The following is a 15,070-nucleotide window of genomic DNA, read 5'->3' as shown; positions in this document are numbered from 1 at the left end:
ACACATGCCGCGCATGACTGCGCGGTGAAAAAATTCGCTGAGATCGCGTATGACCCAACGAACCGTCAACCTGAACGTGATGCTGCAGGTAAGGGCGACCGAAAGCCTGACCGCTGCGCTTGATCGAGCCGCCGCTCAGAAGCTCACGAGCCGGGCTGATTATATTCGTCTTGCGATGCTCGACCGCCTTCAGCGCGACGGCATCGACGTGTTGCGTCTCGCGGAAGCGGGTTGACGCGATGAGGCCGGCAAACAGCGAAATGGTGCAGGGTTACATGGACGGCTACGACCTATCCGCGCCGGAGCCGTCCGCAAACCGCTCGGCATCTTACCGTCATGGCTTCATGGTCGGACGCGGCGAGAAAACCGACAGCCTCGCGGGAACTTTTGAAACACTCACTAGCGCGGCCGACGCCGCTATGGATGAGGATGATCGGAGAGCGCTGCAATGAGTATGAGCAGTGGCTCTTTCGCTCGCGTCTCGTCAGAAGCAGAACAGATTGCCCATGGCCGAGGGTTATCGGCCCAACGTTGGTGCCACGACGTAAGGCACTCAGGGAGAATGACCTGTGTTCATTTGTCAACCAAATCGACTTCCGATCCGCATCGGCTAGCTCCCGTAACTGAGCCTCGGCATCCCACACTTGGGCGCCGACGCAGGTCAGAGTCAAAAGCGTGGCCCGCAACGGAGCGCGCGATCCGTGGCACCATCCAATGGACCAATCAATGACTTTTATCCCTATCAACCGTTTCGGCGATGGCCAGCCAGGCGAAAGGCAATACGCCGTCATCGAGGGCGATCGGATCATTTCGATCACTGGCTATCTCGCTTCCGCACCTAGCGATCCCGGCCCGGGACGCAGAGTGCTGCCCGTTGAATTTGAAGACTCGGCTCCGTTCGATCCTGATTTGCACTATCGGCTCGGCCCGGTTGCCAGCATTGATGGCGATCGAGTCGTCCGCCTGTACGAAGTTGTCTCAAAAGGCGATCCCAGAGCATGAAGATCAAGAGTACATGGCTCTTCATTTGGGCCGCGGTGGTTGCGATTTCGGCGCTGTCGGTCGGAGCGTCGGCACAAGTGTGGCGTTGGTCGCAAACTGCCGGCAATAATGCGAACTCAGATCCGCACATTGACTGGCACATTGGAATGGCGCCGTCGTCGGTCGGATCATCCTCTCGAGCCGAGATGGCGGAAATTGCCAAGTATCGCGATGACATTTCAGGCCTGCTGACCACTGGCGGCACGTCTACCGCATTTACCGTTTCAACAAATCAAGGTCTGTGCACGTCGTCCACGACGCCACAGGACGGCCAAACACTGTCCGTCACCATGAACGCGACCAACGGAGCCTCAGCTACGTTCCAAGCTGATGGTTGCACGGCGTATCCGATCCAGAGTTCGTCGGGAACGGCGGTTGCATCCGGCACTCTGGTCTCAGGATCGCCGTACAAGCTGAAGTTCAGCGTCAGCAACAGCGCGTGGATGCTGTTTGACTTCTACGGATCGACCCTCAACGTTCCACTTGGTGGGTTGGTGCCCTACACTGGGTCAACTGTCCCCAGCTCAAACTTCGTTTTCCCCGCTGGTCAGTGCCTCTCAACAACGACCTATGCCGCGTATTGGGCTCTTCTTGGATCTCCAGCAAGCGGAGGCTGCCCTGGTGGTCAGTTCGCGGTTATCGATATGCGAGGTCGGGTGCCCGCCGCTTTGGATAATCTCAATGGGTCTTCCGCCAATCGCCTCACCGCGGCATTTAACGGATGCGGCGTAGCGATGACTGCGGTCGGCGCGGCATGCTCAACTGGATCAGAGAGTAAAACACTGAGTACGGCAAATCTTCCGCCCTATACGCCGTCAGGCTCCGTTACTACGAATCTTTTCGATAACGGGCATACCTTGTTGGTCAACGGCGGAGGAACCAGCTTAGGCCAAGGTGGTGGCGGCGCATTCGGTACCAATGGTTGGCAGAACACGCCCACCATTATTAATGGCAACATTGTCGCAGGGGTTTCTTCGTCGTTCGCCGGAAGCGCGCAGGGCGGCGTGAGCCAGGCATTCCCCTCGCTCCAGCCAACAATTGGTGTGACCTACCTTCTTAGGGTGCTCTAGCTCATGCCGACCTTCGATCCGTCAAAGCCGTACACCCCAATAGATGACTGGGAGGCGTTTCCACGTGCTAGTTCGTATGGCGCTTCGTCGGATTGGGAGCAATTCCCGCGCGTCGATAAGAAGCCCGAGCCGATCTCTGCAAACAACGTTGTTCGCTCCGCTGCTACTGGCGTTCCGGTTGTCGGTGGCGTCCTGAACAAATTGAACGCGGCGTCAAACGCAACGTTGGCTCCGGTGCTCAATCCCCTGTTCAAGGATGAGGATCAGCTTAAGGGCGACTGGTCCCAACGCTATGCTGACTCGCTCGCGCAGCAGGAAGGGATGGACCGCAAATTTGAGGCCGAGCATCCGCTGGTGGACACGGGGGCGAAGATCGCTGGCGGTGTAGCCTCTATGGCTCCCATCGCGGCGACTGCGGCGGGAGCAAGGGCTTTCGGGATGGTCGGCAAGAATCTTCTCTCTCGCGGGCTTGCTGGTGGGGCGAGCGGCGCGGGCATCGCCACTGCCGACGCGCTGGCACGGGGTGAAAGCCCGACGGCTCCCGCCGTTATCGGCGGGATCGTGGGAGCTGCGGCGCCTGGTGCAGGTAAACTGGCTGGCTCTGCGATCACAGGGCTGCGTAATCTGCGGCAGCCGCTGCCTGCTCCCGCCAACATGGTCGATATTGCTGGCGTGCCCGTCCGTCGATCTTTTGGTCAATTGAGCGGCGATCTTGATACACAGATGCTTGAGCAAGGCGCGCTCCGCAACACTGCCGGGCAGCGCGAGCAGCAGGTTGCTGAAGATTTCTTTAAGGGTCAGAACGAGGAATTAGGGAAGGCCCGCGAGGCGATCGGGGCCGGCTTCGATCCTACTGGCACTTCGGTACGCACAGACCCGCAAGATGCGGCGGAGCGGATCGCGGCGGAATTGATCGCCCAGGAGCAGGGTCGGCAAGCCTCTCAAAGCGGCGTGCATGCTGGTCCAATGTCTCCGGCCCAGCAAGGCGCCAACATGGCGCGGTTCTTCGGCGGTGGTCAGGTGCGGGCGGCAACTCCGTTTGATGCTGGCGAAGCGCTCTCTGATCGCCTGGCGGCGGCTCGTGATGCGTCGAAAGCAGATTACCGCGCGAAGTATAAGACTGTTAGCGAGCAGCCTGGCGAGTTTGCGCCGGGCTCTGCGGCAGGCTTCCGCAACGATGTCGAAAGCGGGTTGGCGGCCGGTGAAAACCCGGTCTCTCTCGATGAGACCAACACGCCGAAGGCGCTCCAAGCGCTGAAGATCATCGACAACAAGATGAATGCGGCTGGTCCTGGACGGGTGGAGGCTGCGGCTGAACTCGGGCCGGAGCATGCGCAAAACGTCTCGGATATTCGCGAGAAATTCGGCGATCAGGTTGCAGCGGCTTACGATCGGCAGAAGCAGGCGGCTGCGGCTCCGAAGGCTCAAAGCCTTCTGGAATTTCTCGCGTCAAAGGGTGGCTTGGGGCCGGATGCCGAATTGGAGGCGATCGGCGCGCACGGTCACACTGTCAACGTTGAGGGCGCGGGCCGTCGCAAGCTAGTTAAGCAGGGCGGTTGGCCGCTTGATTATGCGCGCGAGGCGGCGGAAGAGGCCGGATATCTCCGCGGAGATCACAACGGAACATCTACCGTCAACGATCTGCTTGACGCGATTGACGCCGAAATGCGCGGCCAAAAGCGCTATCCGGAGGGGTTCGAGGGGCACGTCGGCAAGCGCGAATCTGCTGCAATGTCGGAACGTGAGCGGGCCGAATTTGATCGGCACATGCAGGGCCTCGAGGATGACTTGCATGCTGCGGGCCATGGTGAGCTGGGCGGCGACGTCAAGCAGCGCGCTCTTAAGCTGATGTCGAACGATGGCATGGATGCCGATACGGCTGTTGAACATGCCTTCCGGCAGTTGGAACAAGAAGATAACGCAGTTCATAGCGCTGGCTTCCCTGGTGATCGCCCGGTTGCGGCGGCCGAAAGGCTCGCTGCGCAGGTGGAGAAGCCCGGTTCTGGCTTTACGATGCGCGATGTGGAGCAGGTGCGGAAGCAACTATCCACACTTTACGGCGACGCTCGGCGGGCGATGCTCGGCGGTGGCTCGGGTTCTGATTTGCGGGCTCTCGAGCATATCATCGATCATTTCGACTCGCGCGTTGAGCAGATGATCGAACAAGGCAAGTTCTCGGGCGAGGGGCCCGCGGTCTTACAGATGCAGCGTGAGGCGCGGGCTTCATTTGCTGATTACAAGCAGAAATTCACGCGCCGCGGTTCGGGTGACACGGTCGGGGCGGCAGTTGAAAAGATCCTTGGCAAGTTCTCTGATACCAAGGCAACGCCTGATGAGGTTGTGAGGCTGGCCTATGGCTCAGCCTCGGCGCCCGGTGGTCAGATGCCGGTGCAGGTTGCGCAGCGCATCGCCAAGATTTTTGGGCGCGATTCGGCGGAGTTCTCGACCTATAAGCAGGGGCTTTTTCAGCAACTCACGACCGGAGAGCCGGGAAAGGTTGCCGCCCGGATCGATGAATTTCTAACCGGGACCAAGGGCAAGCTCCTGGCGCAAACCGCGTTCGACGCCAGCGAGCGGAAATCACTCGCGCGCTATGCGGAGCGGTTACGCTCGACCAGCGCGCCACAAGAAGTTGAAAAGGGGCCTGCCGCTGCGGCGATCCGCCGAATTGTCGGTGCCGATGGCGCTCCTCCTGCGGCGCCGAACGATATTGTTAATAGGCTATTTGGCGCAACTGGCACGGGCAATGGAGTGGCCGCGGTGCCCCTCGCGCAGGAGCTAAAGCGGTCGCTCTCGCCCGAAGGATGGACAACCGTACGGCAGGGCATGTGGTCGAAGTTGACGCAAGCGGCCGAAGGCCGAACCGAATGGGGGCCGCAGAAGGAATCGGAGCGCATCTTCGAATTTCTGAACGGTAACGGCAAGGCTCTCGCTCAAGTCATGTTCTCCGATTCGGAGCGCAATCTAATCGGAGAGTATGGGAAGCTACTGAAGCAACTCGTGCCCAAACCCGGCGCCGTAAATTACTCAAACACGGCCACCCATCTTGCAAAGATGATGCGCGGCGCCGTCGATGGGTTGTTTGCCGCCGGGGGCCTTCATTTGGCCGGCCCTGCAGGGCTAGGGGCAGGGATGGCCGGCCATGGAGCGCAAAAAGCGATTGCGGACGTGGTGAAGGCATCCAAGGTAGCGCGGGCACTTTATGGGACGCCCAGCGGCGTTGCGGCCGAACAGAGGATGAGAGATGCGATTGAGCGGCTCACGACGCTCGGTATCCGCGGCACGACCGCCTCAGCCGCCTAGCTGCGGCGATCAACGATAGCGTAGGCGCCGAGGATTAACGCAATGACGGCGATGCCGGCGATGGGGCCAAAGTTGGTAACAAGGCTCGTTGCACCCAGCTTTACCAAACCCATGATAACCGCAAACAGCACAATGGCGGCGGCTAGAGGATACTTCCTGACGATCGCTAACAACATGGAATGGCCTCCCAGAGAGCGCGCGTTTGTACCACGGCACCAGGGGCTCGCCTAATGGATGAACCACGAAAAAACGCCCCTAAAACGCGCGGGCGTCCTTTCGGGCCTGGCAATCCGGGGCGACCAAAGGGATCGCGGCACAAGACCACTTTGGCTGTGGAGGCATTGTTGGACGGTGAAGCCGAGGGACTGACCCGTAAGGCTATCGAGCTGGCGTTGGAGGGAGATCTGACCGCTCTCCGTCTTTGCCTTGAGCGCGTCTGTCCGCCACGGAAAGACCGACCGGTCCCCTTTGCGTCGCCCGCGATCAGCACCGCCGCTGATGCCGTGCAGGCGGTTGGCGCCATCGTTCAGGCCGTTGCGGCTGGTGAGTTGACGCCGTCTGAAGCAGGCGAGCTGACGAAGATCATTGAGGGCTACGCAAGGATACTTGAGGTTGCGGACCACGAGCAACGGCTGAAGAAGCTCGAAGAAAGCCTGAACGGAGGCAAGGTATGATTTCGCACGCGCGCCGTCTCGAAAAGCTGGAGATCGCTCTGGCGCCTCGCGGAAGGCCGTTCATGATATGGGGAATGACGGGCTCTAACCAGCTTAAGGGAGCCCAGGAAATTGGAGCAGAGATCGCTGCAGCACGGTTTTCCGGCCACATGGCTCCTAGTGATCAGCCAGTCGTGGTCACTTGGCGCACGGAGGGCGAAGCATGAGCCGGGCGAACGATTTGCGTCTGCGAAAGCTGGAGGCCAAGCAGTTCGGGCGCGATGAGGAGCGGACGTTTGATGAACTCGCTGTGTTCGCCTACGAGTGCGCGCTTGCAGTGCTCGGCGACGCTGCGACGCCCGAGGCCGATAAAGAAACTGCGAAGAATATGAAGTGCGATATTGAGGAGCGGATCATCTCTCAGGTCCGCAAGCTCCAAGATCCGGAGTACCAGGCTTGGCTGAAGCAATTTGAAAGAGGCAATAGCCCAGCATGGGGACATTGGTCGCCCTATGTCCCTGCGGTGACAGGGCACGGCAACGGGATGAGCGAATATTCCGACCTGGACAAGCCAAACATCATGGAGCGGAGGAGGGCGCTTTGGGCCAGAGAGTCCGTACTAGGTTTGGTGGCTGATTTGACGCAGTGCGGCGTCTTTGGGCACGATCAAGGGGCTAGGGCGCTCTAACCGTGGTGGACGACAGGGGGGGCTTATCGGCCCGGAATGTCAGGCACCTGGGAATTACAGTCGGGGAGGTCGCGGCGGAGGTGGCAAAGCGCCTGACCAGGCGGATACGGCTAATGGTGCGGGGCGACGATCGGGGCGGGTTCAATCGGTCGTTGGCGTATCCGAAGGTGGAGGTGGCGTGACAGTGCGAGATGGCAGAAATCAGCGGACCGTGTACGGAGGGCTTAAAATGTCATTCATCTCTTTTGATTTACTGTGCGTTAGGAATTTGCTAGCGCGTTACCGGGGACCGGACACGAGAAATGGATTTTGAGCCAATAAATGCAGATCATGCCGTACAATCCGCGGCTTTTTCTGTCATTTTGGACGGTCCGGTATCGCAGGGGGCCGTCCAGGCCTTGGGCCGCCGCCGGGATCTGACGTCTGAGCTACCTGCGGTACAAACGCCTGAAGCGATCGAATTGAACTTGCCCGGTCCGTCTGGAGCCCCCGTTCCGCGCCGGATGCTCGGTGTTCAGCTCGCTCATCTGAGGCCAGATGGCACACCAGCCTGGGCCTTGCGCCTCATGGGGCAGGAACTAGCTGTTGAATGTACACGATACACGCGATGGGCTCGGGTTTGGGAGACCGCTAGGCGGTATCTGACGACGGGGCTTGAAGTCATCCCGCCGGGCGACCGGGCGCGCAGAATCGCCAACCTGGCTCACGTTGTCGTGGATCAGTTCGTGGCGAATCGGGAGACCTACAATTTGTTGAGCCTCCTTAAAGAGAGCCGTTTTATCGCCGGTGTTGCCTTTCGCGCCGGCCCCACCTGGCACAACCATGTAGGATGGTTCGAAAAAGCTGCCGATGATTCGCATCTTTGGCTGAATCAACTTAACATTGATGCTGTTCGAGACCCAAATAATGGGCAGCTACTTGTTCAAATTACGCATAATCAGGACGTGAGATTTCATACAGCGATCGAATTAGCGGCGGTCGATGGGATCTTGGATGAAACTATGAATAGGCTCCATAATCAGAATAAGTCTATACTTTACGAGCTTCTTAACGACGAGATGGCACAGAAAATTGGTATCAGCGGATGAGCAATAATACGCTGCACGCATTTCGGGACGCTCAAGCTGCTTCTGACTATTTGGCAGCGGACGAGCTCTACGAGGAATACGCTCAGATCTACAACGATGCCGTGGTTGAGACGACCGCACGAGCTCTGAGAGGTTTTGGTTGGGCTCGTGCCGGCTCTCTGAGCGTGTCTTCTTCCACCTGCACTCATACGCTCGCGAAGCCTGCTAGGGGTTTTGCCCGTTATTTCAGTTCGGTGGGAACCGAACAGCTGCTTATCATTGATCAGAAGGATGAGAAGCCGTCGCTCATTGCGGCTGAGACGGTAGCTGATAGAGTTGTTCGCGAACTCGGTCGAATTAAAGATGACTGGGCTGGTCCAGGTACGGTTGCTCCATCAAAGCGAGTGCTTTCGGATGTGGAGGCCGTTGCTATGCGGTTGCCATCCAATCTGAAAATGCCGGCTATCGATGTTGATGAAGAGGACGGATCGGTAGCGATCCGTTGGGTTGCAGAGAATAGGTCCCGCTCCTTTTCCCTTGTTTTCCGCGGCAATGGGAAAGTTTCGGGCGTGCTCGCAACGATTGAGCCTCCTCGCTCCAGCTCTTGGAGCTTGGGCGTGGGCGAAGAAATCAAGATCGCCCTCAAACTAGAGGACTCTTTGGTTCGACAGCTTATTGCGAGCTGAGCATGCCTTGTGCGCCGGTCTGTGCTCGCGAGCTCGTTTCGAGAGATCCCGGGGTATCGCCCGGAGTGGTTATGTCAGTAGAACATATCCACAGGGGAGTATTCCCATCTCAGATCAAAGAGGGCCTTAAGTCTTCGGTCGTGACGGCCTCTCATTTGTGGAATGGGCAACTTTCGGTCTGGCGATTGGGCGAGGCCGTTTCGCTTGATTTGCAACAATTGGTCGCTCTCTTGGAGCCACTAATGGTTCGCTCCAACGGCGAGAAATTCAATCAGCTTCGTCCCGCGAGCGTCTCGACAATTCGAGACTATCAAATCAATGACGAGCGTGGTTTTTCCGTTTTGGACGAGTGTGATTTGGACGATGACGGCACGAAACATCCCGCTCACGCCCACATCGCTATTTGTGAAAGATTGAAGGAAAAGATCGATCGCGAGGACGAGGTTTTCGCGGGCCTGCAAGAGTGGCTGAAGCTTCTCTTTGAGAGGAATGCTCCGATCTGGGAGAGGGCATAAGAAGCTCACCAAGCCGGAGTTGAATAATCCAACGCGACTCGGCGCCCCTTATAGTGGCCCCAATCGTTCGGCTTTGGCTCGAACGGACAGCTGTCTTCGCCCGGAAGAGCGTCCCAAATCTCAGCAAATTCCAGGTAGTCCTCAAGCGGCATGATCTCCTGCAAGGGTTTTGCTGCGATCATGATTTGCAGCCAGCCGCGCGGTGATACCCACAACGATGGACAGAGGAGGGCGCGGCGGTGCGGACTCGAGGTACGGTATAGCTTGGCCTCATACAGATTGCTCGCGCGACCGCGATCATCCCGCGCGAATTTGAAAGCAAGAGGTCCAAAGACAACAACCGGGCTGCGCATAGATCCTCGCGTTGAAATGGAGATCATTTTCGCTTGCTACGTTTTGCAAGCCTCACTCCGGCCCCGCCGCCGTTCTCCGGAATGAACTCGACGCCGGCCTTTTCAAGTGCCTTTGAGATGGCGTCGATAGTTCGGTCTTGAGCCGAGAGCGCTCCGGGCTGCGTTTCGAGTCGCTTGATGCTTGGCAGTGAAACCCCCGATGCATCAGCAAGATCTTTCTGCTCCCAACGCAACAGCATCCGAGCAGCACGCACCTGTTCGCTTGTAATACTCACAATTTTAATACCTCAGGTATTGACTTCGATTGAGCTTCGTTTAATACTCTGGGTATCACGAACCAACCCTTAGGGGCAACCCAGATGTCAATGAACACCTTCCCGGTGAAAGGCGGAGCCATGCCTGCTCTCACCATCCGCAACCTGATCGACGAGGAAACCGGTGAGGTGAAGCTGTGGGTCCTCAAGGGGCTCACCCGCCGAGAAGCGATGCTGACCTGGGGGGAGATGACGCCGCGCTCCCTGAGGGCCTCTGTGCGCGTGGTCGCCGACATGATCCCGGAAATGCAGTGCGCTTGGCGCCAGCGGCATGGGCTGCCGGTCGCAACCACGCTCGTTTCCGCCTTCGGCACCGCCCGCGGGGGCGTTCGCCGGTCGGCTTTCTGAGGAGCGCGGCATGCTAACCAACACCGCTACACTGGCGCTGAACCGTGTCCAAGCCCGGGCTACACCGGCACTGATCCGTGTCCAAGCCCGGCATTTGCTCCGGGGCGACGTCACGGGATCAGGCGAAACCGTCCGCGGCGTCAGCGCTGGAGCACGCACACCCCGCGGCAAGGTCGAGGTGAGCCTGGAGAAGGGGAGCCGCCAGAGGACGGCCCTTTGGAACGCTCACACCATCATTGGCGTGCGCCGGGAGCCACCGCAGAAACCGACCGAAGCAGACATTCCTCTGTCCGACCGGCTTCCGACCTTCCACGAACTCGCCAGCTTTGACGCGGGCAGGGCCTGGGACGCTCTCTCACCCGAGCAACAGCGCACCATCGGAATGCTTGCCCTCGGGTTCGGCACTGTCGGGCAGTGCGAGGGCTATTTCCACGAAACCATCGAGGCCGTCCGCAAGGGCTTCTCTTCGAGCCATTGGACGCCTCAAGTGCAGGAGACGGCTGTCTGGCCTCGTCTGCATATCGAATTGATCGAGAGCGCAGCACGGGCTGCATTTGAAGCCTTATGCGAGCACTTCGATCCGCTCTGGCCCCAACTGTTTAACTGGCAAGCCGGGAAGGAGGTGAAGCAACCTTAGGCTTGCCTGCCTTCCCACAGACTGAGCACGGGCGGTCCTTGGTCAATATCACAGCCTCAAAATCGAGATCTGACATGAGCAACGCGGTAACTAAGGGCGCCACGGGCGCCGAACAATTGTCTTCACCTCAACTGATTCCAGCCAGCCCAACCAGTGCAGGGCAGGGAGCCAAAAACAAGCCAGAACTTTCTCACGCGGGAGCGATTCCATCGAGCGGGGCTCAGATAAGTAGGAGATCAATCATGAATTTGTTTGTTGGCGCCGCGGCGCTCGCTGGTGCAGCTATTCCGAGGCGTTCGGAGGCAGGGCCCTCGCCAACCGTTAGCGCCGTTTCCTTGCCTCCGGCCCATCCCGATGCCGCATTGTTTGACCTCGTCGACAAATGCGTTGCAGCGGAAAAGCGCCTCTTAAACGCTGACATCGCCTTAGATCAACTGGAGCGACCGTTGCCGCCGGAGGTGCTCCGGATACGTCCACGAGACCTCGAGCTCGGGTGTAAGCCCTGGGAGCTTGCCCAGGAGTTTTGGACGGCGCCCTGCGACATCGCGCAATGGCGGCAGGTCGACAAGTGGCAGACGAAAATTCAGCAGCGTATTCCGGCAACCGAGGAGCTGTCTACGCGCGGCCAAGAAATCGTTGAGGCATTCGACTCTTGGCACGAGCGTCGGCCAAGAGGATACGTCAAGCTTGACCGTGAGAGGAAACGTGCTGAACGCGCCTGGCGCATAGCGAACAGAGCCGTCTGCGCGACACCGGCGGCCACGCTCGAAGGCCTCCGAGCGAAGCTGCGCTGTGTTGAGATCGAGGGTGGCCTCGATGACCTTAGCGTTGGCGAGCCTATTATCGTCTCGTTGTTGTATGACCTCCAGCGGATCTCTGAGAGCTGACAAAGCATGATCCGGCATCAAACTGGCGAGCCCATTTCGCTCGCCGCATTCTGAGCGAGTTAAAGAGCCGCCGCTCTGCATCGCTTCGTGGGGCGACAGCCGCCACGACTCAGCGATCTGTCCTCTGCAACTGCGTCACCCTGATGGCATGGGGTGCCACTGACAAGCCGCGACTCAGGACCCCCATGCATTCGTCGGTGATCTGCCGATCTCCGATCACGAGAAAGGATTGGCCATGAACAGCGAACAGCAAACAAGCGTGGCGAGTGTGGTGAACACATCAAAGCAACAAAAAGGTGGACCGATCGCATCCATTCCTGATCATGATGGCAATGCCGCCAAGATCACGGCACATCTTGATGCTGGCGGCACTCTGTTCAATTGTGGTGTCAGTTGGCACTTCCGGAAACTCCTGAAGCAGGAGCGTCCTGACTTTTGGGCTGACGCGCTGTTGCGCTCCGCTGAAAACGCTCGACAAGGAAAGATTAGGGCTGCGCACAGGAATATGATGCTGCGCACCCATTGCAAAAGAGGGCACTTACTCACACCAGAGACCTCTCGGATTATAACGGTCAAACATCACGTTCAGACACGTGGGACTTGGCAGCACCGCGAGTGTCAGATCTGCCGGCGGGAGTTCAACAAAACCTCCAAGTTCACTACTGAGCAAGTTGACGCTCTCCTAAAAGGCGCGGAGGCTGGCCTAACGCTCAGTCGACTGACAAGTTACCGCCACCCGGACACGCGGGTGATGCGCGTAAACCAATACAACACCGCGATGTGTGCCGATCCGAAAATAGCTGCAATGCTTCGACCGATCTTCGCTAGAAACCGCTCGATCGCTCATCAACTCGTCCATCCTCGCAAGCTCATCCTGCCTAAGCGGATCGATCGCAGGCCCGTACTGACCGGTATCATCGCCGCGCCCTCGAATGAGATATTCACGGCTGTCGATAGCGCCGTGCCTCGTTATCTCGATTGCGAAACACGGAAGGAAGTACTGAGCGCGATGATGCTCGCGATTCTTGAGGGGACGCTTGCAATCGAGGATGCGCCCCAGCGATGGCGCGAATTTCAACGAGCCGCTTATCGCATGTTTCCCACGAAGTACGGCCCCGTTTCCCTCGACGGTCCAGCATTCCGGGACAGCGAAACGCCGCTTGTAGAAAGGATCAGTGTTGGACTTTGGAACTGAGAGTCTAGGGCGACTGTCGTGCAGCCCGCCGGTTCACGCTGGCGGGCCGTTCTTTTGATCTCGCAGCTTAGCGCTGATGTCCTAGTCCAATTCCGAGTGTGCGGGCCTTCTGCCTCAGAGACCCCTCAGACCGCTTCATCAGCTTTGCAAGCTTTACCACGGGTGTGCGGGCTTTCGAATGTGCTTTCAGAAGCTTGACGTCATCCTTCGTGTACTCTTTGCGCTTCCTTGTCGTCTTTTTCGCCAATTGATGTTCTCCATATATCGCGCGCGGGCTTAAAGCGATCACCCTAATGCGTCAAGCGGTGGCGTGCTGAAGCGGCGGGGGGCTTAAGCGACCAAAGGGGTTCTTCAGCCCGCAACCTCATTAAAGATCCGGTGGGCTTTTTTCAGCCGGGTACCGTTGTTAAGATGCCGGCATGGCAGAGCAAGTGACGGTTTTCTTCTACGGTCTGTTCATGGACCCGGACGCTCTCGAAGCTAAAGGGCTGCGGCCATTGGACGTCAGGCGGGCTTGTGTGGAAGGCTTCGAATTGAGACTGGGTGAGCGCGCTACGCTGGTTCCAGCCAAGGAGGGTAGGGTTCACGGGATGGTCATGCGTCTGACACATGCTGAGATCGACCAACTGTATTCGGAGCCAAGCGTGCTTGAGTATCGGGCCGAGCCAGTTCTCGTAGAACTGGGTGACGGCAGCGCCGAACCCGCCTTGTGTTTTAATCTGCCGAGGCCGCCCAATCGGTCAAGCGGCAATCCGCAGTATGCCGCCGCATTACAAATCGTGGTGAGAAAGATGGGCTTGCCGGAATCGTATGTTGCGAAACTGAGTTGAGGGGGCCATCCCCCAATCGCTATTTTTCGATGATTAATCGGGCAGGGTGCGCCGGCTCCGCCGCTGATCCTGGGATCATCAGTCGGATCATTCTGTGGCCTTCAGACCCTGCTCTGTGGGCTCATGCCGCTGGCCGTGCTTCACCAGCCAGCCGCCTTCAACCATATTGCGTGCCAATTCCATCGAGCACGATGGTTGACTGCCGCCCGGTGATAAAGGCCGTCCTTGCGCTCGACTAAAAACCCGTAGAGCCGCGCCAGCCGTAGCCGCTTCAGCATGCCGGGAACGAGAATGATGGAGTTGGTCATTGCCGACGCGTCCAAACTACCAATGGCAGAGAGCGGCCCGGCTCGTAGGAAGCTGGCGGTATGGCCGGGTGCGTTCCGCCAGCTCCGCGTTGACCGGCGACACTCAGAAGCTGGTGTGACGACCATTGTTCCTCGCCTAGTAACGCCAGTTGGCCGAGGTGACCCGGGGCATCCCGCCATCGAACCCCGGTCAAGACGGGAGTCAAATTCTCAATCACTAAAGCGTGATGGCATTAAGTTCGATAGCCTGAGTTTTTGAGGTAGTTGGCACATTCCTCGGAGGTGAAGGCGTCGAGGGCGTGGCCGATTGCGGCGCAGACTGCGTCGACGGTTCGCGCGGCGGCTTTGCGGAGCAGATGCTTGAGCTTGGCAAAGACCTGTTCGATCGGGTTCAGGTCGGGCGAGTATTTTGGCAGGAAAAACAGCTTGGCACCGACCGAACGGATGAGCTGGCGAACTGCCTTGCTCCTGTGGCTGCCGAGGTTATCCAGGATGACGATATCGCCGGGTCGAAGGACGGGCAGAAGAACCTTCTCGACATAGATGCGAAAGCTCACGCCGTCGATCGGCCCCTCGATGAACCATGGCGCCTCGATCCGGTCGTGGCGCAGGGCCGCCAGGAAGGTCATGGTCTTCCAGCGGCCGTGGGGAACCTTGGTGTGTAGTCTGTGCCCGCGCGGCGCCCATCCCCGCAAGGGTGCCATATCGGTCCTGGTCCAGGTCTCGTCGATGAAGACCAGCCGCTCAGCTTCGACGCGATCTTGATACTTTGTCCACTGGGCTCGCCGCCGCGCGACCTCAGGTCGATCGCGCTCGCCAGCCGCCACGCTTTTTTTTGAAGCTGAGCTTCTCGGCATGTACGAAGTCCCACACCGAGTGGTAGTCGACCTTCAGGCCACGTCCGGCAAGCTCGGCAACGAGACCGCGTATGGTGAAATCGCCATCCTTGATCCGTTGTGACAGCCAGACCGCGTGCTTGCCCGAAATTGCCTTCGGCTTGTAGCCGCCGATCTGGCTAGGCTCAACGCTGCCGGTCTTCTCGACCCGCTGCATCCAGCCGATGGCCGTGCTGATCGCCACCCCAAACTGCTTGGCGGCTCGATTGCGCGACATCCCGCCCTCGATCGCGGCTACGACACGTTTACGGAGATCCAGAGAGTAAGGCTTGCCCATCC

At 58.8% G+C, this 15,070-nt stretch carries 21 protein-coding genes; 15 read left to right on the top strand and 6 right to left on the bottom strand.

Translation table 11 applies throughout. The annotated features are described in order from the left end of the window. Positions 1–49: 49 nt before the first annotated feature. The 5 genes from ACVIIW_RS30765 (at position 50) to ACVIIW_RS30745 (ending at position 5,414) form a co-directional block, all read left to right on the top strand. On the top strand, positions 50–235 hold the full coding sequence (locus ACVIIW_RS30765) for a hypothetical protein (protein ID WP_456704129.1): 186 nt from the start codon (positions 50–52) through the stop codon (positions 233–235). A gap of 40 nt (positions 236–275) precedes the next feature. Next, positions 276–452 carry a hypothetical protein gene (locus tag ACVIIW_RS30760; protein WP_456704128.1) on the top strand — a complete coding sequence of 59 codons (177 nt, stop codon included), beginning with the start codon at positions 276–278 and terminating at the stop codon, positions 450–452. A 274-nt stretch (positions 453–726) separates the two neighbouring features. Next, positions 727–1,002 carry a hypothetical protein gene (locus ACVIIW_RS30755; protein WP_456704127.1) on the top strand — a complete coding sequence of 92 codons (276 nt, stop codon included), beginning with the start codon at positions 727–729 and terminating at the stop codon, positions 1,000–1,002. Further along, a complete protein-coding gene (locus ACVIIW_RS30750) occupies positions 999–2,111 on the top strand; it encodes a hypothetical protein (protein ID WP_456704126.1) in 1,113 nt (370 codons plus the stop codon). The genes ACVIIW_RS30755 and ACVIIW_RS30750 overlap by 4 nt, the downstream gene beginning before the upstream one ends. A 3-nt stretch (positions 2,112–2,114) precedes the next feature. Next, positions 2,115–5,414 (top strand): hypothetical protein, encoded by a 3,300-nt coding sequence (locus ACVIIW_RS30745; protein WP_456704125.1) that lies wholly within the window; start codon positions 2,115–2,117, stop codon positions 5,412–5,414. Here ACVIIW_RS30745 and ACVIIW_RS30740 read toward each other — a convergent pair. Beyond that, entirely contained in the window at positions 5,411–5,590 is a 180-nt protein-coding gene (locus tag ACVIIW_RS30740) for a hypothetical protein (protein WP_456704124.1), read from the bottom strand. The genes ACVIIW_RS30745 and ACVIIW_RS30740 overlap by 4 nt on opposite strands. Before the next feature lie 168 nt (positions 5,591–5,758). On the opposite strand from ACVIIW_RS30740, the gene ACVIIW_RS30735 reads away from it, so the two are divergent. The 5 genes from ACVIIW_RS30735 to ACVIIW_RS30715 all read left to right on the top strand — a co-directional run bounded on the left by ACVIIW_RS30735 (position 5,759) and on the right by ACVIIW_RS30715 (position 9,023). Then, on the top strand, positions 5,759–6,088 hold the full coding sequence (locus ACVIIW_RS30735) for a hypothetical protein (RefSeq protein ID WP_456704123.1): 330 nt from the start codon (positions 5,759–5,761) through the stop codon (positions 6,086–6,088). 202 nt (positions 6,089–6,290) lie between these two features. Next, complete coding sequence (locus tag ACVIIW_RS30730) at positions 6,291–6,755, top strand: hypothetical protein (protein WP_456704122.1); 465 nt, start codon at positions 6,291–6,293, stop codon at positions 6,753–6,755. Positions 6,756–7,057: 302 nt separating this feature from the next. Then, complete coding sequence (locus tag ACVIIW_RS30725) at positions 7,058–7,843, top strand: hypothetical protein (protein ID WP_456704121.1); 786 nt, start codon at positions 7,058–7,060, stop codon at positions 7,841–7,843. Further along, positions 7,840–8,508: a hypothetical protein gene (locus tag ACVIIW_RS30720; protein WP_456704120.1), complete on the top strand. Its 669-nt coding sequence runs from the start codon at positions 7,840–7,842 to the stop codon at positions 8,506–8,508. Before ACVIIW_RS30725 ends, ACVIIW_RS30720 begins: the two co-directional genes overlap by 4 nt. A gap of 71 nt (positions 8,509–8,579) precedes the next feature. Further along, entirely contained in the window at positions 8,580–9,023 is a 444-nt protein-coding gene (locus ACVIIW_RS30715; RefSeq protein WP_456704119.1) for a hypothetical protein, read from the top strand. Between the two features lie 5 nt (positions 9,024–9,028). Here ACVIIW_RS30715 and ACVIIW_RS30710 read toward each other — a convergent pair whose 3' ends face one another. Both ACVIIW_RS30710 and ACVIIW_RS30705 read right to left on the bottom strand, forming a co-directional pair. Further along, positions 9,029–9,376 carry a hypothetical protein gene (locus tag ACVIIW_RS30710; protein ID WP_456704118.1) on the bottom strand — a complete coding sequence of 116 codons (348 nt, stop codon included), beginning with the start codon at positions 9,374–9,376 and terminating at the stop codon, positions 9,029–9,031. 23 nt (positions 9,377–9,399) lie between these two features. Further along, positions 9,400–9,651, bottom strand: a complete 252-nt coding sequence (locus tag ACVIIW_RS30705; protein WP_456704117.1) for a helix-turn-helix domain-containing protein — start codon at positions 9,649–9,651, stop codon at positions 9,400–9,402. 84 nt (positions 9,652–9,735) lie between these two features. Between ACVIIW_RS30705 and ACVIIW_RS30700 the strand changes: the two genes are divergently transcribed. From ACVIIW_RS30700 to ACVIIW_RS30685, 4 genes are all read left to right on the top strand, one after another. After that, complete coding sequence (locus ACVIIW_RS30700) at positions 9,736–10,038, top strand: hypothetical protein (protein ID WP_456704116.1); 303 nt, start codon at positions 9,736–9,738, stop codon at positions 10,036–10,038. A gap of 10 nt (positions 10,039–10,048) precedes the next feature. Continuing rightward, complete coding sequence (locus tag ACVIIW_RS30695; protein WP_456704115.1) at positions 10,049–10,675, top strand: hypothetical protein; 627 nt, start codon at positions 10,049–10,051, stop codon at positions 10,673–10,675. A gap of 242 nt (positions 10,676–10,917) precedes the next feature. Further along, the gene (locus ACVIIW_RS30690; protein WP_456704114.1) at positions 10,918–11,562 is read left to right on the top strand and encodes a hypothetical protein; all 645 of its coding nucleotides are present in this window, start codon (positions 10,918–10,920) and stop codon (positions 11,560–11,562) included. 235 nt (positions 11,563–11,797) lie between these two features. Continuing rightward, the gene (locus tag ACVIIW_RS30685; RefSeq protein WP_456704113.1) at positions 11,798–12,757 is read left to right on the top strand and encodes a hypothetical protein; all 960 of its coding nucleotides are present in this window, start codon (positions 11,798–11,800) and stop codon (positions 12,755–12,757) included. A 67-nt stretch (positions 12,758–12,824) separates the two neighbouring features. Here ACVIIW_RS30685 and ACVIIW_RS30680 read toward each other — a convergent pair whose 3' ends face one another. Next, positions 12,825–13,004, bottom strand: a complete 180-nt coding sequence (locus ACVIIW_RS30680) for a hypothetical protein (protein WP_456704112.1) — start codon at positions 13,002–13,004, stop codon at positions 12,825–12,827. Positions 13,005–13,176: 172 nt separating this feature from the next. On the opposite strand from ACVIIW_RS30680, the gene ACVIIW_RS30675 reads away from it, so the two are divergent. Then, the gene (locus ACVIIW_RS30675; RefSeq protein ID WP_456704111.1) at positions 13,177–13,587 is read left to right on the top strand and encodes a gamma-glutamylcyclotransferase family protein; all 411 of its coding nucleotides are present in this window, start codon (positions 13,177–13,179) and stop codon (positions 13,585–13,587) included. A 140-nt stretch (positions 13,588–13,727) separates the two neighbouring features. On the opposite strand, the gene ACVIIW_RS30670 is transcribed toward ACVIIW_RS30675, so the two are convergent. Both ACVIIW_RS30670 and ACVIIW_RS30665 read right to left on the bottom strand, forming a co-directional pair. After that, positions 13,728–13,895, bottom strand: coding sequence for a hypothetical protein (locus ACVIIW_RS30670; protein WP_456704110.1), 168 nt, complete (start codon positions 13,893–13,895; stop codon positions 13,728–13,730). Positions 13,896–14,128: 233 nt separating this feature from the next. Continuing rightward, positions 14,129–15,068, bottom strand: a protein-coding gene (locus ACVIIW_RS30665; protein WP_456704075.1) for an IS630 family transposase whose coding sequence is annotated in 2 segments (ribosomal slippage) — positions 14,129–14,731 and positions 14,733–15,068 — 939 coding nt in all. Because the reading frame shifts where the segments join, the coding sequence is not laid out codon by codon here. Positions 15,069–15,070 lie beyond the last annotated feature (2 nt).

Source organism: Bradyrhizobium sp. USDA 4449 (genome assembly GCF_054056275.1).
Note: the sequence above shows the minus strand (reverse complement) of the source record. Positions and strands in the feature narration are given on the sequence as shown.